The organism is Spirosoma sp. 209 (assembly GCF_002006735.1).
Taxonomy (GTDB): Bacteria; Bacteroidota; Bacteroidia; order Cytophagales; family Spirosomataceae; genus Spirosoma; species Spirosoma sordidisoli.
In genome coordinates, this window is the sequence record NZ_MVEC01000002.1 from 252,180 (window position 1) to 278,926 (window position 26,747).

At 53.4% G+C, this 26,747-nt stretch carries 19 protein-coding genes and 1 tRNA gene; 11 read left to right on the forward strand and 9 right to left on the reverse strand.

Annotation, left to right across the window (positions count from 1 at the left end):
• Nucleotides 1-72: 72 nt before the first annotated feature.
• From B1C80_RS04250 to B1C80_RS04270, 5 genes are all read left to right on the forward strand, one after another.
• Complete coding sequence (locus B1C80_RS04250; protein ID WP_077919821.1) at nucleotides 73-1,278, forward strand: PLP-dependent aspartate aminotransferase family protein; 1,206 nt, start codon at nucleotides 73-75, stop codon at nucleotides 1,276-1,278.
• Between the two features lie 48 nt (nucleotides 1,279-1,326).
• Nucleotides 1,327-2,418, forward strand: coding sequence for a Gfo/Idh/MocA family protein (locus B1C80_RS04255; RefSeq protein WP_077919822.1), 1,092 nt, complete (start codon nucleotides 1,327-1,329; stop codon nucleotides 2,416-2,418).
• Between the two features lie 53 nt (nucleotides 2,419-2,471).
• On the forward strand, nucleotides 2,472-3,188 hold the full coding sequence (locus B1C80_RS04260) for a phosphoadenylyl-sulfate reductase (RefSeq protein ID WP_077919823.1): 717 nt from the start codon (nucleotides 2,472-2,474) through the stop codon (nucleotides 3,186-3,188).
• Between the two features lie 87 nt (nucleotides 3,189-3,275).
• On the forward strand, nucleotides 3,276-4,172 hold the full coding sequence (cysD, locus tag B1C80_RS04265) for a sulfate adenylyltransferase subunit CysD (protein ID WP_077919824.1): 897 nt from the start codon (nucleotides 3,276-3,278) through the stop codon (nucleotides 4,170-4,172).
• Between the two features lie 87 nt (nucleotides 4,173-4,259).
• Nucleotides 4,260-5,519 carry a sulfate adenylyltransferase subunit 1 gene (locus tag B1C80_RS04270; RefSeq protein ID WP_077919825.1) on the forward strand — a complete coding sequence of 420 codons (1,260 nt, stop codon included), beginning with the start codon at nucleotides 4,260-4,262 and terminating at the stop codon, nucleotides 5,517-5,519.
• Between the two features lie 142 nt (nucleotides 5,520-5,661).
• Here the strand turns inward: B1C80_RS04270 and B1C80_RS04275 are convergent, their stop codons facing one another.
• On the reverse strand, nucleotides 5,662-8,577 hold the full coding sequence (locus B1C80_RS04275) for a GEVED domain-containing protein (protein ID WP_077919826.1): 2,916 nt from the start codon (nucleotides 8,575-8,577) through the stop codon (nucleotides 5,662-5,664).
• 293 nt (nucleotides 8,578-8,870) lie between these two features.
• Nucleotides 8,871-10,727 carry a M61 family metallopeptidase gene (locus tag B1C80_RS04280; RefSeq protein ID WP_077919827.1) on the reverse strand — a complete coding sequence of 619 codons (1,857 nt, stop codon included), beginning with the start codon at nucleotides 10,725-10,727 and terminating at the stop codon, nucleotides 8,871-8,873.
• A 193-nt stretch (nucleotides 10,728-10,920) separates the two neighbouring features.
• Between B1C80_RS04280 and B1C80_RS04285 the strand changes: the two genes are divergently transcribed.
• The 3 genes from B1C80_RS04285 (at nucleotide 10,921) to B1C80_RS04295 (ending at nucleotide 16,872) form a co-directional block, all read left to right on the forward strand.
• Nucleotides 10,921-13,959 carry a tetratricopeptide repeat protein gene (locus B1C80_RS04285; protein WP_077919828.1) on the forward strand — a complete coding sequence of 1,013 codons (3,039 nt, stop codon included), beginning with the start codon at nucleotides 10,921-10,923 and terminating at the stop codon, nucleotides 13,957-13,959.
• Nucleotides 13,960-14,051: 92 nt separating this feature from the next.
• On the forward strand, nucleotides 14,052-15,734 hold the full coding sequence (locus tag B1C80_RS04290) for a hypothetical protein (protein ID WP_077919829.1): 1,683 nt from the start codon (nucleotides 14,052-14,054) through the stop codon (nucleotides 15,732-15,734).
• A 16-nt stretch (nucleotides 15,735-15,750) separates the two neighbouring features.
• Nucleotides 15,751-16,872 (forward strand): SPOR domain-containing protein, encoded by a 1,122-nt coding sequence (locus B1C80_RS04295; RefSeq protein ID WP_077919830.1) that lies wholly within the window; start codon nucleotides 15,751-15,753, stop codon nucleotides 16,870-16,872.
• Between the two features lie 145 nt (nucleotides 16,873-17,017).
• On the opposite strand, the gene B1C80_RS04300 is transcribed toward B1C80_RS04295, so the two are convergent.
• From B1C80_RS04300 to B1C80_RS04320, 5 genes are all read right to left on the reverse strand, one after another.
• Nucleotides 17,018-17,881: an RNA polymerase sigma factor RpoD/SigA gene (locus B1C80_RS04300; RefSeq protein ID WP_009282104.1), complete on the reverse strand. Its 864-nt coding sequence runs from the start codon at nucleotides 17,879-17,881 to the stop codon at nucleotides 17,018-17,020.
• A gap of 74 nt (nucleotides 17,882-17,955) precedes the next feature.
• Nucleotides 17,956-20,082, reverse strand: a complete 2,127-nt coding sequence (locus B1C80_RS04305; RefSeq protein WP_077919831.1) for a polyribonucleotide nucleotidyltransferase — start codon at nucleotides 20,080-20,082, stop codon at nucleotides 17,956-17,958.
• Nucleotides 20,083-20,235: 153 nt separating this feature from the next.
• A complete protein-coding gene (gene rpsO / locus B1C80_RS04310) occupies nucleotides 20,236-20,511 on the reverse strand; it encodes a 30S ribosomal protein S15 (protein WP_077919832.1) in 276 nt (91 codons plus the stop codon).
• A 120-nt stretch (nucleotides 20,512-20,631) separates the two neighbouring features.
• Nucleotides 20,632-22,137: an LptF/LptG family permease gene (locus B1C80_RS04315; protein ID WP_077919833.1), complete on the reverse strand. Its 1,506-nt coding sequence runs from the start codon at nucleotides 22,135-22,137 to the stop codon at nucleotides 20,632-20,634.
• Between the two features lie 88 nt (nucleotides 22,138-22,225).
• Nucleotides 22,226-22,618 (reverse strand): START-like domain-containing protein, encoded by a 393-nt coding sequence (locus tag B1C80_RS04320; protein ID WP_077919834.1) that lies wholly within the window; start codon nucleotides 22,616-22,618, stop codon nucleotides 22,226-22,228.
• 113 nt (nucleotides 22,619-22,731) lie between these two features.
• Here B1C80_RS04320 and B1C80_RS04325 point away from each other — a divergent pair.
• Both B1C80_RS04325 and B1C80_RS04330 read left to right on the forward strand, forming a co-directional pair.
• A tRNA-Met gene (locus tag B1C80_RS04325) sits at nucleotides 22,732-22,805 on the forward strand.
• 622 nt (nucleotides 22,806-23,427) lie between these two features.
• Entirely contained in the window at nucleotides 23,428-23,685 is a 258-nt protein-coding gene (locus B1C80_RS04330; protein WP_077919835.1) for a DUF6582 domain-containing protein, read from the forward strand.
• 32 nt (nucleotides 23,686-23,717) lie between these two features.
• Here B1C80_RS04330 and B1C80_RS04335 read toward each other — a convergent pair whose 3' ends face one another.
• Nucleotides 23,718-25,196, reverse strand: a complete 1,479-nt coding sequence (locus B1C80_RS04335; RefSeq protein ID WP_077919836.1) for a capsule assembly Wzi family protein — start codon at nucleotides 25,194-25,196, stop codon at nucleotides 23,718-23,720.
• Nucleotides 25,197-25,382: 186 nt separating this feature from the next.
• Here B1C80_RS04335 and B1C80_RS04340 point away from each other — a divergent pair, with 186 nt between their 5' ends.
• Nucleotides 25,383-26,039 (forward strand): hypothetical protein, encoded by a 657-nt coding sequence (locus B1C80_RS04340; RefSeq protein ID WP_077919837.1) that lies wholly within the window; start codon nucleotides 25,383-25,385, stop codon nucleotides 26,037-26,039.
• Nucleotides 26,040-26,121: 82 nt separating this feature from the next.
• On the opposite strand, the gene B1C80_RS04345 is transcribed toward B1C80_RS04340, so the two are convergent.
• Nucleotides 26,122-26,691 carry a hypothetical protein gene (locus B1C80_RS04345; protein ID WP_077919838.1) on the reverse strand — a complete coding sequence of 190 codons (570 nt, stop codon included), beginning with the start codon at nucleotides 26,689-26,691 and terminating at the stop codon, nucleotides 26,122-26,124.
• Nucleotides 26,692-26,747: the final 56 nt, after the last annotated feature.

The window sequence follows — 26,747 nt, forward strand, 5'->3', positions numbered from 1 at the left end:
GCCACCTAACGGTAGCCGACTTCGTTCCATTCTATACGATTTCAGCCGAACCGTTGGGTTCGGGAGTAAAGCATGCAAAAACAAACCAAAGCCATCCGGACGCAAACCCCGAAGTCGCTCAACCGCGAGCACTCGGTTCCTTTGTACCTGACCTCCAGTTTCGCCTTTGAGAGTGCTGAACAGGGAAAAGCACTGTTCGAAGAAACCGAGCCGGGAAACATCTACAGCCGTTTTTCAAACCCCAACGTATCGGAGTTTGTCGAGAAGGTATGCATGCTCGAAAATGCGGAAGATGGTATTGCCACGGGCACGGGTATGGCCGCCGTTTTTGCGAGTATGGCCGCCCTGCTCAAGTCGGGCGATCACATAGTAGCCTGCCGCGCGCTGTTTGGCTCGGCTCACCAGATCATCACCCAGATTCTGAGCAAGTGGGGCATCACCCATACCTACGTTGACGCCACCGCTACCGAGGCCGACTGGGAAGCCGCCATACAGCCCACCGCCGATCGGCCGGTCGCGCGCATGGTGTATCTGGAAACCCCCTCCAACCCCGGCCTCGAGCTGGTTGACCTGGCCATGCTGGCCCGGCTGAAAGCGAAATACGGATTCATTCTGAACGTCGACAACTGCTTCGCCACGCCCATCCTGCAAACCCCGCTCGATCTGGGAGCCGACCTCTCGGTTCATTCGGCCACGAAGTTTATGGATGGCCAGGGGCGGGTGCTGGGTGGTATCGTGGTAGGGCGGGCCGACCTGATTCAGCCCATCCGGTTTTTTGCGCGCCATACGGGCCCTTCGCTCTCGCCGTTCAACGCCTGGGTATTATCCAAAAGTCTCGAGACCCTCGATCTGCGGATGGAGCGCCACTGCCGCAATGCCCTGGCGCTGGCCGAAGCCCTCGACGCGCACCCCGAGGTTGATCGGGTGTTGTATCCGTTCCTGCCCTCGCATCCGCAATACGAACTGGCGAAAGCACAGATGAGTGCGGGTGGAGCCATCATCACCATTGAACTCGAAGGTGGTTTCGACCGGGTCAGCGCGTTTTTCGATGCTCTCCAGATCCCCACCCTTTCGTCTAACCTGGGTGATTCGCGCACGATTGTAACGAACCCCAACACGACCACCCACGCCAAACTGAAACCCGACGAAAAAGCCGCCCTGGGCATTACGCCCGGTCTGATCCGGATTTCTGTCGGTCTGGAAGCGGTCGAGGACCTGATCGCCGATTTCGGGCAGGCGCTAACGGTCAGTGCTGATATAGTAAAGGAACGGGCCTAACGGGTTTATTGGTAGTACTATACCCATAACCCATAAATCCCTACGCTCATGATTCGTCGTTTAGTCCTGTTGTTTTCCATATGCATACTCGCTCAGGCAGCGGGCGCGCAAACTACGTCCGGCAAAGTACGGGTGGGCGTGGCCGGTCTGGTCCATTCACACGTCCACCAGATTCTGGGACTAAACGGAAAGAGTATCGAAATTGTCGGCATTGCCGAGCCGAATCGGGAGCTGGCTGAGCGGTTTGTGAAGCAGTACAAACTGCCCATGAGTCTGGTCTACAACACCACGGCCGAAATGATCGACAAAACCAAACCAGAAGCCGTAACGGATTTTGGCCGGATCGTCGATCATCTGCAAACGGTGAAGGTATGCGCTCCGCGGGGCATCCACGTCATGGTTGAGAAGCCGCTGGCCACGAGCTATGCTGACGCAAAAGAGATGGCAGCCCTGGCTAAAAAACATAACGTACAGCTTCTTACCAATTACGAAACAACCTGGTATACGAGCAATCACCACGCTTACGGCATCACGCATCGCGATAAAGCCATTGGCGATGTTCGAAAGATTGTTGTCCACGACGGCCACCAGGGGCCAAAAGAAATCGGGGTTATGCCCGAGTTTCTGGTCTGGCTTACCGACCCGGCCACCAATGGGGCGGGTGCCTTGTTTGATTTTGGCTGTTACGGAGCCAACCTGTCGACCTGGCTCATGCGAGGCCAGCGGCCTACATCGGTTCTGGCCGTTACTCAGCAGATCAAACCCGACATTTACCCCAAGGTAGATGACGAAGCGACCATCGTTTTGACGTACCCAACGGCTCAGGCCGTCATTCAGGCGTCCTGGAACTGGCCCTATGCCCGGAAAGATATGGAGGTATACGGCCAGACCGGCTCTGTCTTCACCCTCGACAAGTCGCGCATGCGTATCCGGCGGACAGAGAAAGAGGCCGAACAGGCTCTCGAAGCTCCCGCCACGGCCGCCCCGGCGGCTGATCCATTTGCGTATCTGGCCCAGTTGCTGCGGGGCCAGACGAAACCAGACGAGCTTACGTCGGTGGAGAATAACCTGATTGTCATGGAAATTTTAGATGCCGCGCGCCAATCAGCCAAAACGGGCAAAGCGGTTAAATTACAGTAATCGAATCGGACGGGCCGGCCAAGGTCCGTTCCGATTCAGGAGGCCATACAACTATGATTGCCGAACCAAACACCCCCACACTAGACATCCTGGCAGAGCAACTGCGCGGCCAGGACCCTGTTGAAGCGCTACGGACCCTGGCCGACCAGTTTCCCGGACAGGTTGTCTTTTCAACCAGCCTGGGTTACGAAGATCAGGTTATCACCGACCTGATTCTGGCCAACGATATCCCGATCCGCATCTTCACCCTCGATACGGGCCGCATGTTTTCCGAAACCTACTCGGTCTGGAAAAAAACAAACGACCGCTACGGTGCTAAAATCGAAGCCTATTTCCCCAAACAGGAATCGGTCGAAAGCCTGATGACCGGCAAGGGACCCTACAGTATGTACGACTCGGTCGAAAACCGGAAGGAGTGCTGTTTCATCCGGAAAATAGAACCCCTCAACCGCGCGCTGGCCGGTCAGAAAATCTGGATCACGGGCATACGCGCCGAGCAGTCGCCCAACCGGCAGACCATGACGCAGCTCGAGTGGGACGATTCGCACAACCTGTTCAAGTTTCACCCACTGATGGACTGGACCTTCGAGCAGGTAAAACAGTACATCAAAGACCATAACGTACCATACAACCCGCTCCATGACCGGGGCTTTGTCAGTATTGGCTGCCAGCCGTGCACCCGCGCAATACAGCCAGGCGAAGATTTCCGGGCCGGCCGCTGGTGGTGGGAAGACAACTCAAAAAAAGAATGCGGGCTACACGCTAAATGAGAGAATGAATAAATTGATGAATAAGCGAATGGTGGCGACCTGGTCTGTATTCACTAATTCACTCATTCGCTAACTCACTCACTAAACATGGATTATCTCGATCAACTCGAATCGGAAGCGATTCATATCCTGCGGGAGGTAGCCGGGCAGTTTGAGCGGCCGGCGCTGTTATTCTCGGGCGGTAAAGATTCTATTACGCTGGTTCACCTGGCCCTCAAAGCGTTTCGGCCGGGCAAATTTCCGTTCCCGCTGCTTCATATCGACACGGGGCATAATTTCCAGGAGGCCCTCGACTTTCGCGATGAGCTGACAAACCGGATCGGCGAACGGCTTATTGTTCGCTACGTAGAAGATACGATCCGGACCAAAAAGCTGAAGGAGCCGACCGGTCGCAACGCCACCCGTAACGGCCTGCAGACGTTTACCCTGCTCGACGCCATCGAAGAGTTTGAGTTTGACGCCTGCATCGGCGGTGCCCGACGAGACGAAGAAAAAGCGCGCGCCAAAGAACGGGTCTTTTCGGTCCGGGATGAGTTTGGCTCGTGGGACCCCAAACGGCAGCGTCCCGAGTTGTGGAACCTTTACAACGGGCGTATCCACAAAGGAGAAAACGTGCGCGTATTCCCCATCTCTAACTGGACCGAACTGGACGTCTGGAATTACATTCAGCGTGAGAATATCGCCTTACCCAGCCTGTATTTTGCCCACGAGCGCGAGTTACTCGTTCGGGATGGCAAGCTGATGGCCACGGCCGGTGGGGTTATCAAACCCGAAGCCGACGATCAGCTCGTTACCCGAACCGTACGGTTCCGCACGGTGGGTGATATTTCATGCACAGCCGCGTCTGAGTCTGAGGCCGGCACGCTGGATGCCGTTATCGCCGAAATTCAGGCCACCCGCATCAGCGAACGGGGCGAAACCCGCATGGACGATCAGCTCTCCGAAGCGGCAATGGAAGACCGGAAAAAAGGAGGCTATTTTTAATTGGATGATTGGGTAAACCGGTAACCAGGTGCGTCTGCCGACTCACTTGCCTACCTGGCTGTTTCATCCATCTTTCACTCATTTACAATGGATCTTTTACGTTTTATAACCTGCGGCAGCGTCGATGATGGAAAAAGTACGCTCATTGGCCGACTGCTCTACGACTCCAAATCCATTCTGGCCGATCAGCTCGAAGCCATTGAACGAGCTACCAAAGGTCGCGACGATGGAACCGTTGACCTGGCCCTGCTGACCGATGGGCTACGCTCCGAGCGCGAACAGGGCATTACGATCGACGTTGCCTACCGGTATTTCCAGACGCCGAAACGGAAGTTTATCATCGTTGACGCCCCCGGGCATATCCAGTATACGCGCAACATGGTAACGGGTGCCTCGAACTGTCAGCTGGCTATTGTGCTGATCGATGCCCGGCAGGGTGTCGTTGAGCAAACCCGGCGTCATTCCCTGATTGCCAGTCTGCTGGGCATTCCACACATCGTGGTAGCCGTTAACAAGATGGACCTGGTGGGGCATTCGCAGAATGTTTTTTCGGATATATGCATTCAGTACGCCGAGCTGGCCCGGAATCTGAACGTCAGCCAGGTCACCTACATCCCCATCAGTGCGCTGAACGGCGATAACGTAGTTGACCGTTCAACGACGATGCCCTGGTACGATGGCCCAACGCTGCTCGATCATCTGGAAACCATCGAGGTAGATGAGGTAGCCAGTGCAGACGCAGGTGCAGCCGGTCGCTTTCCGGTGCAGTACGTAATCCGGCCCCAGACGAGCGAACTCCACGACTACCGGGGCTATGCCGGTAAAATTACCAGTGGGTTGTTTCGCACGGGCGACTCGATCACCGTACTCCCCTCCGGCGAAACCTCCACGATCGACGCCATTGAAATTGCCGGGCAGCACCTGACCGAAGCCACGGCTCCGCAGTCGGTGGTTCTTCACCTGGCCACGGACGTTGACATCAGCCGGGGCGACCTGCTGGTTCGCTCCGACGGCCTGCCACTCACCAGCCAAACGGTAGAAGCCATGCTCTGCTGGATGGATACCAAAGAACTTCGGGTAGGCAGTAAATACGTGTTGCAGGTTGGCACCGCCCGGACCCGATGCTCCGTACGGGAGATTGTACACCAGCTCAATGTAAACACCTACGAAAAAATAGAGGGCGTAGAAAGCCTGGCGCTCAATGACCTGGCCCGGGTTGTCTTACGCACCGCCCAGCCGGTAAGCTTTGATCCTTATCAACAGAACCGCGCCACCGGTGGTGCGATCCTGATCGATGAAACGAGCAACGTAACGGTAGGTGCGCTGATGCTGGTGGGCGAGGCATAACCCCGAAGTGATAGCCGGACCGTGCTACCAGAAGACGTATAATCTACTGATTAGCAACTTGCCTACAAAAATCAAAAACGCAGCGAGACGTCCGTTCTTTGACAGACGTCTCGCTGCGTTTTTGATTACGTTACCTTCCGATTTAATTGACCTGCCCAATCCGCAATTGACTACCGGTGCCGTATACCAGTTTCCGGGCGGTGTTGATACGAATACGCTGCGCATGACCGGTATAGCCTGCCGGTAAACTAACCACATGACTGACTTCAATCAGGTCGTTCGCCGTTGGCACCCGACCGCAGGACCAGACGGTAGGGTCGTTCCAGTCTCCATCTTTCACCGAGACCATACTCAGGCAGTTCGCTTCTCCCTGTAGCCGGTAATCTTCGGCTTCTCCGTAGTTATAGTTGCCACAACTGGCTGATGGGATCTGCCCATACACCAGTAGTACCCGCATGGTGAGCAGCCCCGGCCCGGTGTCGGACGCAATGCTGAAACTCCCGCTGAATGTCGTCTGCCCTACGGGCATCAGTTCAGTCATGGCATAGACGCGCTCGCCGGTTTCCAGCTGCCCGTTACGATTCAGATCGATCCAGACGGCCACGCCCTGCCCGGGGGCATACAGGTTGGATGCCGTTGTACCGGTAAATGTGTAGCTGTTTCCGGCTCCTACGGTAGCCGATACCGATGTAAACGAACCGTATCCCCCCGCCGAACATCCCGAGTTTAGACTCAGCGCCGTACTGCTCAGTATAAATGAGGTAATAGCGTCGCCATCGGTGCAGTTGGTAGCCGCTCCGAATACAGGACGGCAGTAGCCCGGTGTCGTGAAGCTGGTCAGGGAAGTGTACAACGAACCACCCTCAGCTGAACAGCGACTGCGTACCTGCCAGCTGTACGTGGTAGCCGACGTGAGGCCGGTTAGATTGTATGTGGTTGTCGTAATACCCGACTGTAACTGCCAGGCACCGTCTGGTTCTGTACGATAACGTACTTCGTAAGGCGCGTAGCCGCCGGTCCAGCTCAGCGTTGCCGATTGTTCGGTAAGGGCCGATGTCGTTGTGCTGACCGGACCGTTGGGACAAAGGCTAACGAAGAGCTGCCCCACCCAGGGCGATACATTACCACCACAGTCAGATCGTACCTGCCACTGATAAGCGGTTCCCTGCGAGAGACCGGTTAAGGAGTAGGTTGGGGTCGTAGTCGACGGTAGATTGATCCAGGTCGGGCTGTTCACGAGTTTGTAGCGGAGGGCGAAACCAGTAGCGCCACCGGCCGGCAACCACGAAAGAGAAGCTGTGGTTATACCCGGATTGACCGTCGGGTCGGTCGGTATCGCACACCCACCCGTCTGTACCGTAATCGAATAATCTTCAGCTTCGCCATAGGTGTAGTTGGCACAGGCTCCGGTAGCGCTGGCTATGCTGTTGGGTAAGACAATGATGCGCATGGCCAGTTGCCCGGCCGTTACACTGGATGGAATTGTCAGGCTCACTGAAAACTGGCTCGTCGACAGACCGGAAGCCACCCGCTCACCGATTTCAAAAACGCCATTACGGTTCGTATCGAGCCATACCGAAATGCCTTCCTGCTGGGTTGTGCTTAAAAAGGAACCGTTCAGATTACACACCTGCCCCGGAACAACGGTCAGCGATGAAGGCCTGTATTCGTTGTACCCGTTGGCTGCAGGCCCGGATTGCGTACTCAGCGTTTCTCCGTTCAGGAATACGGCGTTCAGCCCATCTGGTTCGGTTGTGCTGGCACCGTAACTGAAACCCGGCCGGCAGTAAAGAGTGCCTGTAGCGGTTACCGTTGCTACGGTACTCATTGCTCCTGTACTGGTATTGGAAGGCCTCACCCGGTAATAATACGTTTGACCGGTAGTTACCCGGGCATCGGCAAACACGCTCACATCGGGTGCTACACCACCAATGGCAATAAACGGTCCGGCGGCAGCGGTTGCCCGCTCTATAAAGTACCCCATTTCGTTACTGGCATTATCCTGCCAGCTGAGGGCAATAGCGCCTGAAAGACCAACCGACGCCTGAAGGTTCGTCACGGCCTGAACCGCGGTAGGCGGAAACGTCAGAGAGTAGGCTGTATGGGTTTCGCGCAGCGCCAGCGCTTCCTGAATCCGATCATACTGACCCGGCGTGAAATCATGCTTACACGGGAAATAGTAGGACATGATGTTGGTCATCAGCGGATTATAGGAGTCGCCATTACTGTCCAGGGTGGTGCCGGTATAGGTAAGGCACGAAGGAGTAGCGCTGTAGGCCGTGCTGGCGCCCGGCAGGCCGAACGGATCGGCGGGGGTATCACAAACAAAGTCGCCCGCTGTTGTGCAATTGGCCGGTAAACGGGGAGAAACCTCGTTTGGATTGCGGGTTACCCGCTCGGTAGCAATGGCGCGTTCAAATGTATGCAGCAGCCCAAAATTATGACCCAGCTCGTGCGGTATCAGCCGATTACCCAGGTCATTTTCTGTTTCTGGCCCACCAACCAGTATAAAGGACCGGGTTGTCTGCATCAGGTTTTCAGGGAAATAGGCATACCCGCCAATACCGTTACTGAAATCCTGCACGTAATACTGATTCAACGCATTGTTGACAGTGGTAGACCCGACCATGCCTTCTTCGTCAGTATAGTTGAACACCGCATAACGGGCGTCATCGTCGATGTAGTTGGGCGACGTACCGGCCAGATAAAACTGCAGCCCATACCCGTTTTGCAAATAGTACGAATTAGTCAGGGCAATTACATTGTTGAGTGCAGCCAGACTAAATCCCCCCGTACCGTTGCTACGCCGATAGATATGAGGCCGAATGGGGATATGGGTAATTGTGTTAGCGGCCGCGTTGGCTTGTTTTATACCCAGCGCCAGTTTAGATAACCGGTTCAATTCTGCTGTCCGGCCTTTTGCGGGCGTAACGGTGCCACATACGGCGGGCACGGGTATGGGCGCAGACGCCCCTGAAGGTTTCTGTGCCCATACCCGTGCTTCGCCAGCACTTAACAACACCAGTAAGAGGAATATCAGGCTATATAATTTTCTCATATAGTCGACACGTATACAGCAATAGTCATCATTGCCTCAGGAAATAACGAGAGTCGATCCAAGCTTTTAACCTAAATATAGAGTACGACAACGAAAAAGGTTGTATATTTATGAATATTAAAATATATATACTTATCAAGCTGATAATTTTCTATAATCATACATATGATACACTAACACTGCATTACGACAATATCTATATCCATAGAATTAAAAGTCTTTCAGAAGCTAAAAAAAGCGGCTTTGACAAAAAATGCCAAAGCCGCTTTACCGAATTGCGGGTCAGCTTTCACCTATTTTATATACAACCATTTATTGAACAGCGCTTTCTGGGCATCTGTCCGATTGGCGACTGGTTCCAGCCGATAGCTTACCAGCGGGTTTTGCGTAAGGGTTATCGACAACTTACGAACCAGACCAGCTCGGTTGACGAGTATGTCCAGCTTGTCGCCCACCCGACGGCCACTAATTAACCGCAGCAGATCATCACCCACCCGTACACTGTCAACAGCCAGCACTTCGTCTCCAACGTTCAGCCCATCCGTATAAGCGGCCGACCCACGTCTAACGCTCGAGATCACCACTTTGCCGTTTTGAACCGTAGTACCGGCACCCAGAAAACCGTCCTGCGTACGACCGGCTACGTTAGTCAGCTGCAGACCGACCGGAGCGAAATAAGCGTTGTAATCGATTGGATTGGTGCTATTGACTGCCGTACCGAAGAAATCGTCGAGTTTCCGACCGGCCATCTGTTCAGCTGCCTGCCGGAATTCAGCATCGGTGAACCCGCGCTTCTGCTTTTTGTAGTACTCGGTATAGAGCAGCCGCATCAGGTCATCCATGTTGCGCGCGCCGTTGCTGCCGGCCAGGATGGTCAGATTCAGCAGAGTTCCGAGCACCGATCCTTTACTATAGTACGAAATAGTCGTGTTGGCCGAATTCTCGTTCGGCCGGTATCCTTTAATCCAGGCGTCCCAGCTCGACTCTGATGCGGATTGTACACGGCTACCCGGCTGATTTTCGATCTGGGTGATATCATTGGCCACAATACCCAGATACGCTTCCGGACTGTGGAAGCCGGCCCGGCGCAGAATATAATCTTCGTAGAACGATGTACAGCCCTCCGACAACCAGAGCATGGTTGTATAATTCTCGTTGTCGTAGTCAAAGGGCCCCAGCGCGATCGGCCGAATTCGTTTTACGTTCCAGAGGTGGAAATACTCGTGGGCTACCAGCGTGAAGAATCCTTTGTAACTGGCTTCGGTGGCGTAGGCTGTCCGGTAGGTTTCGAGCGTAGTGGAGTTCAGGTGTTCCAGACCACCCCCGCCCTGCGGAATGTGATGGACAATGAATGTATAATCGGTACAGGGATGCTCGCCAACTACCGAGGCCGCGGTTTCGCAAACCCGGGTGTAATCTGCGGCCAGACGCTTCTCGTCATAGGTCACGTCGCCAAACATTGCCACCGTATGCGGAATACCGGAAGCGGTGAAAGAGAACGTTTTATGATTCCCGATCTCGATCGGCGAATCGACCAGCAGGTCATAATCGGCGGCTTCGTACGTATAGGGGGACCCGCTGATGGTCTTCAGTCCGGTAGCTACTTTCTTCCAGTCCTTATAGGGTTGTACCACCACGCGGTGCGGCTGATTTTTAAGGGCCTCCACGTACATAAACACACTGGCTGGCGTTACATAGCCGTGGTCAGCGTCAACGAAACTCGTCCGGACAGTTAGCTCGTTGGCATAGACCCGGTACTTAACCGTCAGGTTATCGTCTGTGGAGTAAACGCGCCAGGCATTTTTGCGGACCTTTTCGCTGCGAACAGGTTTCCCGGCGGCCGAAGCCGAAAAAGCCTCCACGTTTTTGGCGTACTCCCGAATCAGATACGAGCCGGGCGTCCAGACCGGCATTTTGATATCAACGTATCCATTCTTCCTGGCACTGGTGGCTGATGCGCTGTTTTTCAGCTGCATTTCTACCTCAAAGTAGTGGGTTTGGGGCTCTGGCATCGACAACACGTAGGAGATGCCAGGGGCCGGAGCCGGTAGATTTTCATCGGTAACGAAGCGTGGAACAGCAAGCGTTTGTAGAGAAGCGAAAAGTGTCCAGACAGTAAGTAAATAAAAGAGCCGGGCGTTTTTTTTCATACGGAAACGGGAATACCTTCGTTTTTTGTCCAGATTGAATTGAACTTTGTCATTTTGTCGGCGAAGTTACGACGTTCTGGGTGAAATAACCGTTACAAAACCCCTTGCCGGGAACATTAGACATACACGGAGCGCTCCCAATGATTCCTGCGGGCTGCGTCTTTCCGGGTACTAATTTTAGCAACAATCAACTATGCCCCATCATCCTTCCCAATCCCGTCAGCGCTGTCGACAACTCTGTCTGCTGACTTTTGGGCTGTTTACTACGCTGTCGGCGCTGGCCCAGCGAACCCAGAGTTACCAGGAACCCGATTACCATTACCGCAACGGTCTCGAACTTTTCGAACGCAGTAACTATGCCGCAGCCCGGTATGAGTTTCGGCAGTATCTCGAACCCCGCCGGGGCCAGGGCGCCAGTACGCTGCTCAACACCAACGATCAGAATGCCGTCGATGCCGAATACTACATCGCGCTGACCAGCTTGTATGTCGATGAGCCCGGTGCCGAACTGCTGGTCGATCGCTTCGTCAAAAACCATAGCGCCCATCCTAAAGCCAGTCAGCTCTACGGCGACCTCGGCTCCTATTATTTTGCCCGTGAAGATTACACCAAAGCCATTGGCTTTCTTGAGAAAGCGGTTGCTCAGGGTGGAAACAACAGCCGGTATAAATATCAGCTGGCGTTATCTTATTACAACACCCAGGATCTGCAGCGGGCATTGCCTTTGCTGAATGAGGTAAAACTCGACCCCAACTCGACCGACGCTCCCGCGGCTTCCTACTATGCCGGGGTTATCAACTTCCGGAATCGGAACTTCAACGAAGCCGTGGCCGATTTCCGGCGCGTTGAAACCAATCCGATCTATCAAAACCAGGTGCCTAACTGGATTGCGCAGGCTCTCTACCGACAACGCCGGTTCGACGACCTGCTGGCCTATACTGAGCCCCTGCTCCGGCGCTCAAACGGGGCGGGCCTGAGCGAAGTAGCGCTGTTTACGGCCGAAGTCTATTACCAGCAAAATCAGTTCGCGAAGGCTATCCCCTATTATAAGCAATACATAGCCGCTGCAGGAGCCAAAGCACCGGGGGCCGTACGGTTCCGTTACGGACAGTCGCTCTTCCGGACGGGGGCCTATCCTGATGCCATCACCCAGTTGAAATCGCTGGCAACGGGGAAAGACACAACCGCCCAGTATGCCGCCTATACCCTTGGGGTAAGCTATCTCCAGACACAGAATCCTACCTACGCCCTCAACGCCTTTGATCAGGCCGGACGGCTGTCGTTCAATCGGGATATTCAGGAAGAAGCGCGGTTCAATCATGCCAAGCTGCTCGTTGATCAGAACAACGGCGCCGATGCCGTAAAGGAACTCACAGCGTTCCTGAAACAGTATCCCGACAGCAAGTTTGAGAACGAAGCCAACGAGCTGGTGGGCGAAGCCTATTTCGCATCCAACAATTACCCGGCGGCTATCGCGTACATTGAAGGACTGAAACGCCGGACTCCCCGGATCAATACAACGTACCAGCGCCTGACCTATAATCAGGGTGTCAATGAGTTCAACGCCGAGCGGTACCCCCAGGCGGTAGCCAACCTCGACAAATCGCTCCGGTATCCGGTCGATAATGCGCTGCAGCAGGCGGCTCAGTTCTGGAAAGCGGAGGCCTATTCAGCGGGGAAACAATACGATACAGCGATTCCGTTATATGCCAGTATTGCCAAAGGAGCGGGTGAGTATGCGTCCAAAAGCCTGTATGCGCTGGGTTACGCCTATTACAATAAGAAAGACTACGCCCGGGCCCTACCCTACTTCCGTGACTTCGTGAGCCGGAAAGCCGACAATGACGAGCAGGCACAGGTACTGGACGCCACGATCCGGCTGGCCGACGCTTATTTTGCCGGCAAGCAGTACGAGAATGCCATGCGATATTACGATCAGGCCATCGCCCGTAACGCCCCGGACAAAGATTACGCGGCTTACCAGAAAGCAGTCATTCTCAGCTATGTAGGTCGGGATGCCGAAGCCAAGGCGCAGTTCGACCAGGTACAGCGTCAGTTTCCCAACTCGCGATTCGTTGACGAGAGCTTGTTCCAGACGGCCAACGTAGATTTTGAAAAAGGCGCCTATCAGGTAGCTATTCGTGGTTTCTCGAAGCTTATCGACGGTAAACCCAATAGCAAACTGGTGCCGGCTGCGCTCTTGAAACGGGCTATTGCTTACGGTAACCTGCAACAGTACGACCCCGCCGTAGCGGATTACAAACGAATTCTGGACAATTACGGCGACTCCGAGCAGGCTCAAAGTGCTTTACTGGGTATTCAGAATACGCTCAACGACGCCGGTCGACCCGAGGAGTTCTCGCAGGTGCTGGGGCAGTATAAAAAGAGCAACCCGGGGAGTACAGATGTGGAGCGGGTGCAGTTCGAAAACGCCCGTAACATATACGCCAACGAGAAATATGCGCAGGCTATCCAGTCGTTCATCGCGTTCCTGCAGGAGTACCCAGCCAGTCCTAACCTGAACGAAGCCCGGTATTATCTGGCCGAATCGTACCGGCAAACCGACGATGCAACCAACGCTCTGCGTTACTTTAACCAGATTATTACCGATAACCGGTCCAGCTTCCTGGTTCGGGCAGCCACCCGGGCGGCCGAGCTGGAGACCCAGCAGAAAAACTACCCGCGCGCTATTCGTAACTACCAGCTGATTATCAGCAAAGCCGACGATAAAGCCGCTCAGGTAACGGCCCAGCTGGGGCTGATGGATACGTACTTTGCCATGCCAAAGCCTGATTCAGCCGCTGCCATTGCCCGCGACGTCGTTACGGGCGGTAACGTTGTGCCGGGTGCGCAAAACCGGGCTCAGCTGATGCTTGGTAAAGTGGCGTTCGCCAAAGGCGACTACAAGACGGCCCAAACCGAACTGGATAAAACCATAGCCCTGGGCAAAGATGTCAACGGAGCTGAAGCGCTGTACTACCTCGGCGATATTCTCTATAAACAGAAGAAGTACAAAGAGTCCATTGCTTCGCTGCTGAAGTTCAACGAACAGTTTGGCGATTTTGAATACTGGAAAGGAAAAGCATTCATGCTGGTTGCCGATAACAATGTAGCCCTGGAAGAAACCGCTCAGGCCAAAGCCGTGCTCAACTCCATTATCGAAAACTCATCCGACCAAACCATCGTCGCTGAAGCCAAACAGAAACTAGCCACGCTCGACAGCAAAAATTAATGATGAACGAAGCAGCTAAACGAGGCATCGACCCAGGCCCTGCCCACGGTATCATTCATCGTTTAGCCTTGTCAGTTTATCGTGCATCCCTTATGACTGTACGTCCCTTACATACCCTCCCCCTGCTCTTCGTCTCTGCGGCCGTGTTAGCACAGCAGCCCCGGCCAACCCGACCCGTAAAGGAAGGCGAGATCGATAACCAGGAAATAACCGTAGAAAAAAGCCGGAAGATTGAGCTTCCTCCGGCCAACCGGCTCTTTAACAAAATTCCTTCGGTAAAGCCGTCTACCGAACAGCGTAAGCTGACGTACGAATTTGAAGATCGAAAACTGACCGTTGGCGATCCCCGGATCACACCCGGCGTGTTAGCCCCGGCCACTACCGCTCCTGACGAAAATCCGGCTTATGATAACTACGTAAAGCTGGGGGCCGGTAACTACAGCTCATTTTTTGGTGAAGGCTTCGTAGGGCTAAACAACCTGTCGAACCTGTCGCTCGAAGCCTCGGCCCGCCATTTGTCGTCCGGCATCGGCCCCGTCGACGGTAAAAATTCAGCGCAGGCCGATACCCGCCTGAACGTAACGGGCAAATACCTGACCGATGCGTTTAAGTTTCAGGCCGATCTGGGTTTCGACCGAAACGCCTACGGTTTTTATGGCTATAGCCGTGAGTACGCGGCCCGGCCCGACTTCAACCCGGACCGGATCCGGCAGCGACTGAATACACTCAACTTCCGGCTTGGTATCGAGAACGCCAATGCTGAGAATGCAATCGACTACTCGCTGAAAACCGGTATCACCTCCCTGCGCGACCGGTTCAACGCGGCTGAGACGGACTGGGGCACTAACTTCAACGCGTCGCTTGGTATTACAGACAACGTTTTTGCACTGGTGGCCGCTGACGCTTACGTGACCCAGCGTTCTGACGGCCCTATCGTCGACAACCGGAATCTGTTCCGGGTAAAGCCCACCTTTAAATACAGCTCGTCATTTCTGACCGTCACGGCGGGGATCAACGCCGTCAACGAGACCGATAAACGACAGTCGATCAACAGCACGCGGGCGTTTCCTGTCCTTGATATTGATGTTGTGCCAACGGGAAACATCCATTTCTTTGCCGGGGTCGACGGGGATATCAACCGAAATACCCTGCGCTCATTCCTGACCGAGAACCGATGGCTCGCTCCGGAAGTACTGCTGGCCAACACAGTTAAGTCACTGGACATTTACGGCGGCTCGAAGGGAAATCTGGGGGGAGGCTTCTCCTATGAAGGCAAGGTTTCCTATGCCAGCTACCGGAATTTCTCTACCTTCAACAACAGCATTCCCGACACTACCAAATTCTTTATTCTCTACGATGGTGGAGTGTCGAGAGTACTGACCATTTCGGCTCAACTGGCCTATGCCCAGAAAGACAAGTTCCGCTCGTCGCTTCGGGGCGATTTCTTTCGCTACGGTCTTGAGCGGCTCGACGAAGCCTGGGGCCGCCCGCGCGTTGCCGCTACCTGGACTAACTCCTACGTGCTGAACAAAAAATTATTTATCACGGCCGACCTGTATTTCTACGAAGGGATCAAGAATAAAAACTTCACCTCTAACCTTACCTACACGCTCAAACCGATCTATGATGCCAACGTCAAGATCGATTATTTCCTGGGTAAGCAGGTTTCGGCTTTTGTCGCGTTAAATAATATCTTTGGCCAGCAGTACCAGCGATATTTGTATTATCAGGTACAAGGCCTTAACTTTCTCGGAGGAATCAGTTATTCGTTCTAATCCTGCCCCTGACACTATGGCATCCGTTAATGAGTACCTCAAAAAGCTTCTTTATCAGTACGACTGTGTGGTTGTACCTGAACTGGGAGCCTTTCTGACCCATTACCAACCAGCCTCATTTACGGAAGAGAGTGGTCTGTTTTTACCTCCCCGCAAGCGGGTTGCTTTCAACGAAGCACTTCGTCTGGACGATGGTATTCTGGCCAACTACATCATGCTCCACGAGCCGGTTACTCGTGAACTGGCCCAACGCCATATCAGTCAGTTTGTTAGCGAGCTGCGCAGTCAGGTCGAGTTAACCGACCGGTTCGAACTGGACGGTATTGGGTCATTCAGTCATAATGACGAGGGCCGGTTACAGTTTGAACCAAACCTGCGCCATAACTTCTTCGGCGAAGCGTACGGAATGAGTGCCATCTCGGCAACAGCCATCAATCGTCAACTCCAGCCCCAGCCGTCCATCGAAGCGGTTCCGGTTACGGCTGCCGGGCCCGTTCTCGTTCGCGATGAAGAGGCTACCCTGACGCCCCTGCGCCCGGCCCGCCCCTACTGGCGCATTGCAGCAGCCACGCTACTGGTCGGCTCGTTAGGACTCGTTAGTTATTTCTCGGTCATCAAGCCAGGTCAGCCTCAGCAAAGTAGCGTTGACCCGGCCAATCTGTTCCGCATCCCTGACAACTGGTTTTCCAAATCAGCCCCCAATACTGAGTCTTCTAAAGTAGTTGTTGTAGAGAAAGCCGTTCCGAACCCATCAGCAACAGCCGCAAAACCTGAAGTGAACCTGCCAGCCGATGTAGCCCCTGTGGCGAAGCCGGTCGCCAAAGCGGAACCTGCTACACAGCCAGCTGCCACGCCTACGGTTAGTAAACAGCCTGTCGAGGTAGCTGCTAAGCCGGTTCGTACAGGTCCGCACTTCACCGTCATTGCCGGTAGCTTTGCCAGCAAACGGAATGCGCTTCGGCTTCGTCGTCAGTTACGCAAAGCCGGGTATGTAGACGCTTTCATCATTATGCCTGCCGCTAAAGGCCAGCTTTATAAAGTGGCAGCCTCGGGTTCTGCCGATCGGGCCGAAGCAGTAGCCAGCGCTACCGCTATTACGGAACTGGCCGGTACCACCGCCTGGATCTTGAAAAATTAACAGTACATACCCCCTAACAAAAAGAGAGAAATTCCTGCGAATTTCTCTCTTTTTGTTAGGGGCAACTCTAATTGATTTTCAGTAAAAGCAACAATGCCTTCGTCCCGGACGAAGGCATTGTTGCTTTTGTTACGCTAGCTCGTAACTAGCCAAGATACGTTTTCAGCGCCTTTGAACGCGATGTATGACGTAACCGGCGAATCGCTTTCTCTTTAATCTGACGAACCCGCTCCCGGGTCAGGTTGAACTTCTCGCCTATTTCTTCGAGCGTCATGGCATGCTCACCATTGAGTCCAAAGTAAAGCGTAATCACATCCGCTTCGCGCTGGGTCAGTGTCGAAAGAGCCCGTTGCACTTCTTTCCGGAGCGAATCGTTGATCAGGCCCGAATCAGGCTTGTCTTCGCCATCGTTCTCAAGTACGTCGAGCAGGCTGTTTTCTTCACCCTGTACAAACGGCGCATCCATCGATACATGACGACCTGATATCTTCAGGGTGTCAACTACCTCGGCGGCCGAAATCTCCAGCACAGCTGCCAGCTCTTCGGGCGACGGCTCACGCTCAAACTTCTGCTCGAGGTCAGAGAACGTTTTCGAGATTTTGTTCAGCGAACCGACCCGGTTCAGCGGCAACCGGACAATCCGGGACTGTTCGGCCAGCGCCTGCAGAATAGACTGACGGATCCACCAAACCGCGTAGGAAATAAACTTGAACCCTCGTGTTTCGTCGAAACGCTGGGCAGCTTTGATAAGTCCTAAATTACCTTCGTTAATCAGATCGCCCAGCGAAAGTCCCTGGTTCTGATATTGCTTAGCCACCGACACCACAAAGCGTAGGTTGGCTTTCGTCAGTCGTTCGAGCGAAAGTTGGTCTCCCTCGCGAATCTTCTGGGCCAGCGTTACCTCCTCGTCGGGTGTAAGCAGGTCTACTTTACCAATTTCCTGCAAGTACTTGTCTAACGACTGGCTCTCGCGGTTGGTAATCTGTTTTGAAATTTTTAGCTGTCTCATGATACGTTGCCCGGGTGGGGTGACTGTATAACGCAAACGTACGACGCTGCATTACACAAAAAAGTAACAAAGGCTTACGCGTTTTTGTTCTCCGGCTTGGGCAGCAAAACTTTACGCGACAGACGATATTTTCCGGTCTTTTTATCTACGTCAATCAGTTTTACCGTCACTTCTTCACCAACCTGCAGTACACCGTCCATCGTTTCCAGACGCTCCCACTTGATCTCAGAAATGTGCAATAATCCGTCCTTGCCCGGCATAAACTCGACAAAGGCGCCGAAGGGCTGGATGGTTTTTACTTTACCGACATACGTTTCGCCCACTTCCGGTACGGCTACAATGCCTTTCACCCGTGAAACAGCCCGGTCCATACTTTCTTTGTTGGTAGCAAAGATGCTCACCCAACCAGCATTGTCGTGCTCATCGATGTTCACCACAGCACCCGAATCTTTCTGGATATCCTGAACGACCTTACCACCTGGTCCGATAACGGCGCCAATCTGATTCGTTTCAATCTTGATCACTACGGCCCGTGGCGCGTGTGGTTTCAGATCGGCCCGAACTTCGGTGATGCCTTTCTTCATCTCGCCCAGGATATGCAGACGGCCAGCACGGGCCTGCTCCAGAGCCTGAGCCAGCACTTCGTACGAAAGACCATCTACCTTCAGGTCCATCTGGCAGGCAACGATGCCTTTCTCAGTACCTGTCACTTTAAAGTCCATATCCCCAAGGTGATCTTCATCACCCAGAATATCGGACAACACGGCGTATTTTTCACCGTCCGAGATCAGCCCCATGGCAATACCAGCGACAGGTGCCTTGATCTTGATGCCGGCATCCATCAGCGCCATGGTACCCGCGCAAACGGTTGCCATGGATGACGACCCGTTCGACTCCAGGATATCTGATACAATCCGGATTGTATACGGGTTATCCGCTTCGGGTGGCAGCACTTTTTTCAGCGAGCGGTGGGCCAGATTACCATGGCCGATTTCCCGACGTCCAGCACCCCGGTTAGGTTTCACCTCACCGGTTGAGAAGCCAGGAAAGTTATAGTGAAGCAGGAATTTGCTGTAACCCTGGTGCATCGCCTGATCAACGATCTGCTCATCTACTTTGGTACCGAGCGTTACCGTCGTCAACGATTGAGTTTCTCCGCGGGTAAACAGCGCCGAACCGTGTGGCCCGGGCAGGTAACCAGCTTCCGCTGAAATAGCCCGGATTTCGTCGAGACGGCGACCGTCCAGCCGGGTGCGCTCGTCGAGCACCAGCCGACGTGACGCTTCCCAGACCAAATCGCTGAAATAGGTTTTCACCAGCGAAACGTTTACCTCGCTGCCTTCGGGGAAGGTGGCCAGATACTCGTCACGAACGTCGCGGAACCCTTCGCTTCGGCTCTTTTTATTGGGATTCTGACGGCGGGCTACTTCGTATATTTTGTCGTAGCAATACGCCCGAACGGCCGCACGGAGTTCTTCGTCGTGGGTTTCGTGGCTATACTGCCGTTTTTCGGTCTTGCCAACTTTGGTTTGCAGTTCGAGCTGCGCCTGGCATTGTACTTTAATGGCTTCGTGGGCCGCTTTCAGCGCTTCAACCACTTCGGCTTCTGAGCATTCGCTCATTTCGCCTTCTACCATACATATGTCTTTTGCCGTTGCGGCTACGATCAGATCGATAGTTGCCCGCGAGAGATCGGCCGTTTTTGGATTAATCCGGTACTCGCCATCGATTTTGGCAACGCGTACTTCGGAGATCGGACCGTTAAAGGGGATGTCGGATACCGCCAGGGCCGACGAAGCGGCCAGGGCCGCCAGGGCGTCGGGTTGAACTTCCGGATCGGCCGAGATCAGGGTGATCATCACCTGGGTATCGGCATGGTAATCTTCGGGGAAGATTGGACGCAACGCCCGGTCAACCAACCGGCTGATCAGGATTTCATGGTCGCCCAGGCGGCCTTCCCGGCGCTGGAAGCTTCCCGGAATCCGGCCAGCCGACGCAAATTTCTCTTGATAATCAACGGATAAAGGCAGAAAGTCAACGCCTTCTTTAGCATCTTTACTGGATACGACCGTGGCCAACAGCATGGTGTCGCCTAGTCGTACAACCACCGCGCCGTCGGCCTGTCGGGCCAGTTTACCGGTTTCGATGGTGATTTCCCGCCCGTCGGGCAGCGCAACGGATTGCGTGGTGATTTGAAACATACAACAGATTTTGGATACGCCCTCTTACAGCTTTACAGACAACAAACTTCTCACCGCAGCAATCATCGCATCAGTAAGTAAACAACAAAAATGAGGGAATCTACTCGACCGGACTTGGTTGTTGAGCAGATTCCCTTCATCAGTGGCCTTGAATTATTTCCGGAGACCCAGAGCAGCCAGAATAGCCCGGTAACGGGTGATGTCTTTTTTCATCAGGTAGTTCAGCAGACGCCGGCGTTTACCTACTAATTTCAAAAGACCCAGTTGGGTGCCGTAATCGTGCTTGTGAACTTTCAGGTGCTCGGTCAAATGACTGATCCGGTACGTAAACAGCGCGATCTGGGATTCGGCCGACCCGGTGTCCGTTGCACTTTTGGCAAAGCCCGAGGTGGAGAAAATCTCCTGTTTCTTTTCGGTCGTTAAATACATCTTCAGACAGCTAATTATAATTGAAAAAATGAATTTGGGTGCAAAGATAGGAAAAAACCGGGAAGCCTCCTGTAAATTATGACCAGAAATGTTATGAATTGTCACAAAACAGGCTTCGCTTTATGACATGCCTCCGGTAACGGCCTGCTGGCGTCGTTGGGCCCATTTCTGTTTCAGCCGCCCCCAGGCAATGATGTATACATCTTTATCGAATAGACGCGAATCGTAGCGGGCGCGTTGCATCAAAAATAACCCAATTGGAAACAAAACCAGGTTAGCCAGCCACGCGCCGATTGGTACCCATATTAATCCGTCTTTCGCGTATTTATCGCCCGCAATGGTCAATACGTACAGGAAGATAAAAAAGACAATGGCGATCAGTACCGGTAGTCCAAAGCCACCTTTTTTAATGATGGCCCCCATGGATGCGCCAATCAGGAACATGACGAAGATAGAGATAGCCTGGGTGAATTTATGGTGGCTTTCGAGCTGGTATTTCCAGACGCTCTTCTCTTTTTCGGCCAGGTAGGATACGTTCGATGTCGCATAGTTCAGAACGTTCTGGGCCTGGCTGAGCGCTGTCTGGGCAAAATCGGGCCGGGTAGCATCCTGCTTTCTGAGCAGCGAGTCGACCCATTTACCGTCTTTTGCTTTTTGAAATTTAGCGGCTTCGTCGGCTTTGAATTGATAGCTATAATACTGACGTGATGTACTGGCCACGCTCAAACTCGTGTTCTTGTAATCTTTTCGGAGCGAATCGGTCAGACTGGCCAGCTCACTCAGGTTTTTCATATACTCGTGATATTCGAACTGGTTTTCGTCCGTGCGCTTGATACCGAACGATTCCAGGCTGATCACAAGCCGATAGTTTTTAAATCCATTTCTGACAAACTGAGCCCCTTTGCTGGTTCCGTCGCTGGCATAGCTCACCGTATTGTTGTCGGTATACTCCTGATAGTCGTTGCCATTGAAAAGTTCGAAAACGAGGTAGGTCCGGTCTTTGTCGGTATACATTCGACCGGAATCGGCCAGAATGATCTCCCGATTGCCGGTCTCCATACCGTTTGTTGCCTGTTTGTAAATCACGAGGCCCTTAAGCAGGTCACCCGTTGTGCTCTCTTTACTGGCTTTGACCTTCTTATCAACTTTAATGCTGTAGCCGGGCAGGTCGTTGTAAAAAATACCCTCCTTCAGGTTCAGCGTTGCTTTAGCCGTTTTAATGTCGTAGAGCAGACTGTACCCTTTCAGGTTGGCCCAGGGCGAAACCACATTGTTGAACCAGAATGAGAACACGCTGATGAAGATGGCCACGATCAGCAGGGGGCGCATGGCCCGGGTGAGCGAAATACCCGCACTTTTGAGCGCGGTCAGCTCGAAAAACTCGCCCAGGTTGCCGAAGGTCATCAGGGAAGATAGCAACACGGCCAGCGGCAGGGCGGTCGGAACGGTCAGCAGGGCAAAGTAGAACAGTAACCGGCCAAACGTGGCCATGTCAAGGTCTTTGGAAACAAACTCGTCGATGTAGAACATCAGCAGTCGCATCAGGAATATGAAGATGACGACGCCGAGAGTCAGGAAGAATGGCCCCCAAAAAGAGCCGAGTACCAGTTTATCTATCTTTTTCATTCGAATGAATAATGCATAAGAGAAGGTGTGAGATGTCGGTATATATCCAACGAGCAACTACACCGTATCCATTATCCATTAAGCATTTTTAACTACCGACAATCTCTTTGAGCTTATCCATTAAACCATCCCAGAGGTCTTTCAGTTCGTCTTCGTCGGTGGTGCTGGAGTAGTCTGTAACGCGCAGAAACGTAGATTGAGTCAGCTCCGACTGGTCGACACGGAAGTCGACGTAGTTGTTGTCGGATCCGTTTTCGGCAGTGTCGAGAAATTCGAATCGCACACCCTTGTTCTGGCGCATGGATACCTGCCGGGCAATATGGCTTTCGTTATCCCACTGAAAATCGAAGCGCTGTTCGGGCAGGGTATTCACTTTACTGGCAAACCACTGCGACAACCCGGAGGCTGTACTGATATAGGGGAACAGCATTTTGGGAGACGCCCGGAGCTCGTATTCCGCAACAAATTTTAATTTCTCCATAGTTGGTAATGATCAAGGGGGGACCCCGGCAAAGGTAAACGAAATTTTTTGCGAAAGTCAACGCGCACTTTTGGGGAACGCTGATTTTTTCCTTACTTTTGTGCCATCAAGACGGCGGGGTAGCTCAGATGGTTAGAGCGTAGGATTCATAACCCTAAGGTCGGCAGTTCGATCCTGCTCCCCGCTACCTGTAATTTTGCTCCAGACCCGCCCAGCAGCGGGTTTTGGCGTTTTTAGTAGGGCCCTCTGCGCCCTGAGCAGCGCTTACCGTTCCTTCGCGCGACCTGTCTATACTGCTCTTCTGACTCATTCACCCCGTATCCGATACATACGTCCTGGCTAGATCACAAGCCAACCGGTAACGGGCGCGTTTATACGGTAATGCCTCATCCAAACGTCCAGCTCCCAGCTCCGCTTTCCGGCATTCACTGTGCTAGTATAGTATTTAAAGCCTATATATATCAAAAAAACATAAACCTCAGGGGTACACTCATTAACCTGCGGAGCTTTGTTCCTATGGACTGGCAGCGCTTTGGCTGCTGGTCTCCCGTTTTATCGCATTATCAAACCAACCCAATACAGACCCGTTTATCCGGAATATAGTCACAAGAATTGATTACGATGAAAACACTCACGTTTAAAACGAATATTAGCGATCATGAGGGGGTAGCGGCCGTTACGCCATTCCGGATCACCTGCTAACCGTTCAGACGGTCGACAACCGCGTGAGCCAAACCGTTGTCGAAGCTGTTGAGCAAGCTGGCTACCAGGCTGAATCTATATAACTTTTACCTGTCACTGATAACGTTATGAAAAAGAACCCAGACATTGACCGTCGCAACGATGTGCGTCCGTCAGAAGGCGAGCACAAATACGGGGATGTACCGTTTGCCGATCCGGTCAACAAGAAATACCCCATCGACACTCCCGATCACGTTCGGGCTGCCTGGTCTTACATCAACCATAAAGACAATGCGGCCAGGTACGATGCCGACGACCTACAGATTATTAAGGATCGTATTAAACAGGCTGCCCACCAACAGGGGGTTCAGATTCAGTCTGACTGATTCCAGTCAGCAGTTGCTGTCAGACTGCGGTTTTACTTTTGCCAGACCGTTTTTCGAAGGCCAACAGACCCGCCTATCGAATTGGTGTATAGCTCGCCTATGTCGGCAGCCACAGCCGCGGTCAGCGTCATCCCACCCATCCAGGAAACCGGGGTTTGGAGCTGCAGCAGCGACGACCACTGGGAAGGCGTACCAGGAAGAGGCTCACCAGGTACACCGTAGTTCTGGCTATACGACACCTTGGCCAGACAGCTTATGCGCTGCGCCAGGGTAGCGCTCAGGCCAACGTGTGCCATCTGCAGGCGGTTGTTGTTTATGGTCCACTGTGTGTTGTTCTGCAGGTCTGGACTGAGATCCTGTTTGCGGGTAATGAACGGCGTACCAATTACCCGGTCGTTATACGTCCAGCCCTCGGCATACTGTCCATTATTGAAGTAGTTATCCGCTCCCTTCGTATGGGTATTGGCCTGGTAAAAACTGGGACCACTCTGATGCAGGGTAGACAGAAATTCAACCAGCACCGCATCAATATGAAAGTCGGCCGACCCATGCTTCTGCGGGCGGATACGCAATCCGCTCAACCCATCTGGAACGTTCTGGAGAAGCATACCCGATGCGTCGTCGAAACTGTGCTGGTGATAGAGCATCAGGTGAACCGAGGCCAGCCTAAGTTCCATGCCCAGATCGATGCTGCCGACATGGTTACCATACAGATTGACATAGTCGAAGGAAGTAACCCGAGGGTTGTTTAACCCGCCCGTGCGAATGGCAAAAAGTACGTTTGGAAAGTCGCGCAACTGTCCGGGCAACTGCCCATTCACCGCATAATGGTAGTCGAGATAATCAGAATGCCCGCCCCACTGAACGCTGTGATTTATGCCCCCGTACACCCGTATGGCCGATGTCGGTTTACCAACTCGCAAAATGATCGATTTCTGATGGAGAAATGAATGTTGCATGTAGTCGGTATTGGCAAATAGCCCGTGGGCTATGAACGCATTGATGGCCAGCCATTGCCGCCGACCCAGCGGGGCAAACCCCCGGGTTCCGAACTGGATTTTTGGCAGCGGCAAGGCGTTTCCTGACCAGGCGTACGATCCGGAAGACAGCGTTGTATCTACTAACCCGATCACCTCACGCCGACGACCTGCGGTAAGCTGGATCTGACGGTGGGTCAGACTCACGAAGTATTCAGGCGCCAGTAGTTGATTGTCCCGACCGGCATTCCCAACCAGTTCGGCTCCATAACTCACCGTCCAGGGCTTTCGGGCCGTTTGTTTCGTCGTATCCGTCAGCAGTATGCGTCCGCGAATACCTGCCCGCCCGGTTACTGCCGGTGCCGACAGCGGTATAGTGCCAAACTGGTTGGCCCGAAGCCAAAAAGGTGTTCGCGCGCTCGACGCTGCCATACCGCCGACTTCCACATACCCCTCATGCGGGGCTGGAAGCTGGGCGTAAGCCGTCAAGCCTGTCAGAAATAAGATAATATTTACGTAGTACAAGTGTTTCATATCTACAAAATAATCACTTATCCTGTAGACTATACCTAGATATTTATTAAAAGTAGATACTACCGATTCAGGGCCCGATTTTGTCAGTTCATCCTTATTTATCTACTGATTAACATCGCCCTGGTTGAGGGGCCATTTAGTCACGTTTAGCTTTGTTCTACCACCTGCTGGTTGAACTGCTTTCTCATGAAAAAAATAGTCTTCGGGCTCCTCCTGCTAGGGAGCCATATAAGCAATGCCCAGTATGATCCGCTGGGTGCGATAACGAGCTGGGTCGACGGATACGTCGTCAGCCATCAGGGCGATACACTGGCCGGTCAGGTTCGCGTGGGGTCAGTCGTCAACGGCTCGCCAACGGGTATAGTCATTCGGCTTGCCGGCGACAAAAGAGTAAAAATGAGCGGGGATGAACTCCGTACACTGGTTCAGCAGATTCCTGACTTCGCCTATGTGACGGGGAGTATTCCGCGAGACCGGAAAACGATTGTGTTTGAGCGTGTGCCGAATCCTCGTCGTGGTGGCAAGCCCATGTTACTGGAAAGACTGACGCCAGCGGGCGGACCACTGGCGCTTTACTTCGACGTATCGGGCTGGAAGCGGACCATCGAGTATTCGTTTGGCAACTTTACCCTCAGCCACCGCCGGGATCTTAGCTATGTTGTCGTGAAAAACGGACAGTCCCCTCTGATTGCCCGGCCAGGCAGTCTGGAAGCGGTACATGACGCTATTTTCGGTGATTGTTCTGAGTTCATCCGAAATTACCCCGTAGCGACCCGCCGGGATTGGGATCGGTTTGGTGAGATGGTGGTCGCGTATAACCAGCTTTGTGCACTCCCTTATTAACAGACCCAAGTCCTGTTAACAGCAGCAGGCCACTACCCTGGGGTAGTGGCCTGCTGCTGTTAACGCGAGTCGTCCATTCGGCTTACTGAATGGTGACCGAGAAGTCGGTATCCAGATCAGACGAACCTGGCTGGGGGGTGCCGTTCTTTACGTTAGGCTGGTGCCGCAACACGACCTTCAGTTTTCCACTGCCGGCAGCCCCGGTTCGTATCTGCGTGGCTAACCCAATAGGATAAGGTCCCGGCGCGGGGTTGGTATCCCGATCGGTAGCCGTTACGGTCACGGATGCGGGCGAGCCCGTAGTTGGTGTGAACGTATACACCACGAGGTGTTCATTGGCCTCTTCGGCCACTTCGGCCGATACGTCGAGCGTGGGCGTTTTTGTTTTATCCAGCAGGGATAAAACCCCCGTATAGGTTGTATTGGGCCGAAGCGTCAGGGTAGCCCGGCTGAAATCAGCGTTCGTGTTCAGGTTCTCGACCGTTGCAGTCACGGTTTGAACGGGAGTAGTCTGGCTGGTAAGCGTCAGCGTAGCCGTGGTGATCGCTTCGTTATCGTCGGTTGGGGTCGGGTTTTCTTCATCGTTGTTACAGGCAGCAACCAGCAGAGCCATGGGTAACAGGAAGAGGAGCGATTGACGGAACATGTTCATTGGTAGTTAACGATTTATGTGAAACATCAGGTTGAAAAAGCAGACCATAAAGCCGA

Excerpts from the sequence above, each read along its gene's own strand:
- B1C80_RS04250 (WP_077919821.1), top strand. The coding sequence starts at position 73 with ATGCAAAAACAAACCAAAGCCATCCGGACGCAAACCCCGAAGTCGCTC.
- B1C80_RS04255 (WP_077919822.1), top strand. The coding sequence starts at position 1,327 with ATGATTCGTCGTTTAGTCCTGTTGTTTTCCATATGCATACTCGCTCAG.
- B1C80_RS04260 (WP_077919823.1), top strand. The coding sequence starts at position 2,472 with ATGATTGCCGAACCAAACACCCCCACACTAGACATCCTGGCAGAGCAA.
- cysD (WP_077919824.1), top strand. The coding sequence starts at position 3,276 with ATGGATTATCTCGATCAACTCGAATCGGAAGCGATTCATATCCTGCGG.
- B1C80_RS04270 (WP_077919825.1), top strand. The coding sequence starts at position 4,260 with ATGGATCTTTTACGTTTTATAACCTGCGGCAGCGTCGATGATGGAAAA.
- B1C80_RS04275 (WP_077919826.1), bottom strand. The coding sequence starts at position 8,577 with ATGAGAAAATTATATAGCCTGATATTCCTCTTACTGGTGTTGTTAAGT.
- B1C80_RS04280 (WP_077919827.1), bottom strand. The coding sequence starts at position 10,727 with ATGAAAAAAAACGCCCGGCTCTTTTATTTACTTACTGTCTGGACACTT.
- B1C80_RS04285 (WP_077919828.1), top strand. The coding sequence starts at position 10,921 with ATGCCCCATCATCCTTCCCAATCCCGTCAGCGCTGTCGACAACTCTGT.
- B1C80_RS04290 (WP_077919829.1), top strand. The coding sequence starts at position 14,052 with ATGACTGTACGTCCCTTACATACCCTCCCCCTGCTCTTCGTCTCTGCG.
- B1C80_RS04295 (WP_077919830.1), top strand. The coding sequence starts at position 15,751 with ATGGCATCCGTTAATGAGTACCTCAAAAAGCTTCTTTATCAGTACGAC.
- B1C80_RS04300 (WP_009282104.1), bottom strand. The coding sequence starts at position 17,881 with ATGAGACAGCTAAAAATTTCAAAACAGATTACCAACCGCGAGAGCCAG.
- B1C80_RS04305 (WP_077919831.1), bottom strand. The coding sequence starts at position 20,082 with ATGTTTCAAATCACCACGCAATCCGTTGCGCTGCCCGACGGGCGGGAA.
- rpsO (WP_077919832.1), bottom strand. The coding sequence starts at position 20,511 with ATGTATTTAACGACCGAAAAGAAACAGGAGATTTTCTCCACCTCGGGC.
- B1C80_RS04315 (WP_077919833.1), bottom strand. The coding sequence starts at position 22,137 with ATGAAAAAGATAGATAAACTGGTACTCGGCTCTTTTTGGGGGCCATTC.
- B1C80_RS04320 (WP_077919834.1), bottom strand. The coding sequence starts at position 22,618 with ATGGAGAAATTAAAATTTGTTGCGGAATACGAGCTCCGGGCGTCTCCC.
- B1C80_RS04330 (WP_077919835.1), top strand. The coding sequence starts at position 23,428 with ATGAAAAAGAACCCAGACATTGACCGTCGCAACGATGTGCGTCCGTCA.
- B1C80_RS04335 (WP_077919836.1), bottom strand. The coding sequence starts at position 25,196 with ATGAAACACTTGTACTACGTAAATATTATCTTATTTCTGACAGGCTTG.
- B1C80_RS04340 (WP_077919837.1), top strand. The coding sequence starts at position 25,383 with ATGAAAAAAATAGTCTTCGGGCTCCTCCTGCTAGGGAGCCATATAAGC.
- B1C80_RS04345 (WP_077919838.1), bottom strand. The coding sequence starts at position 26,691 with ATGAACATGTTCCGTCAATCGCTCCTCTTCCTGTTACCCATGGCTCTG.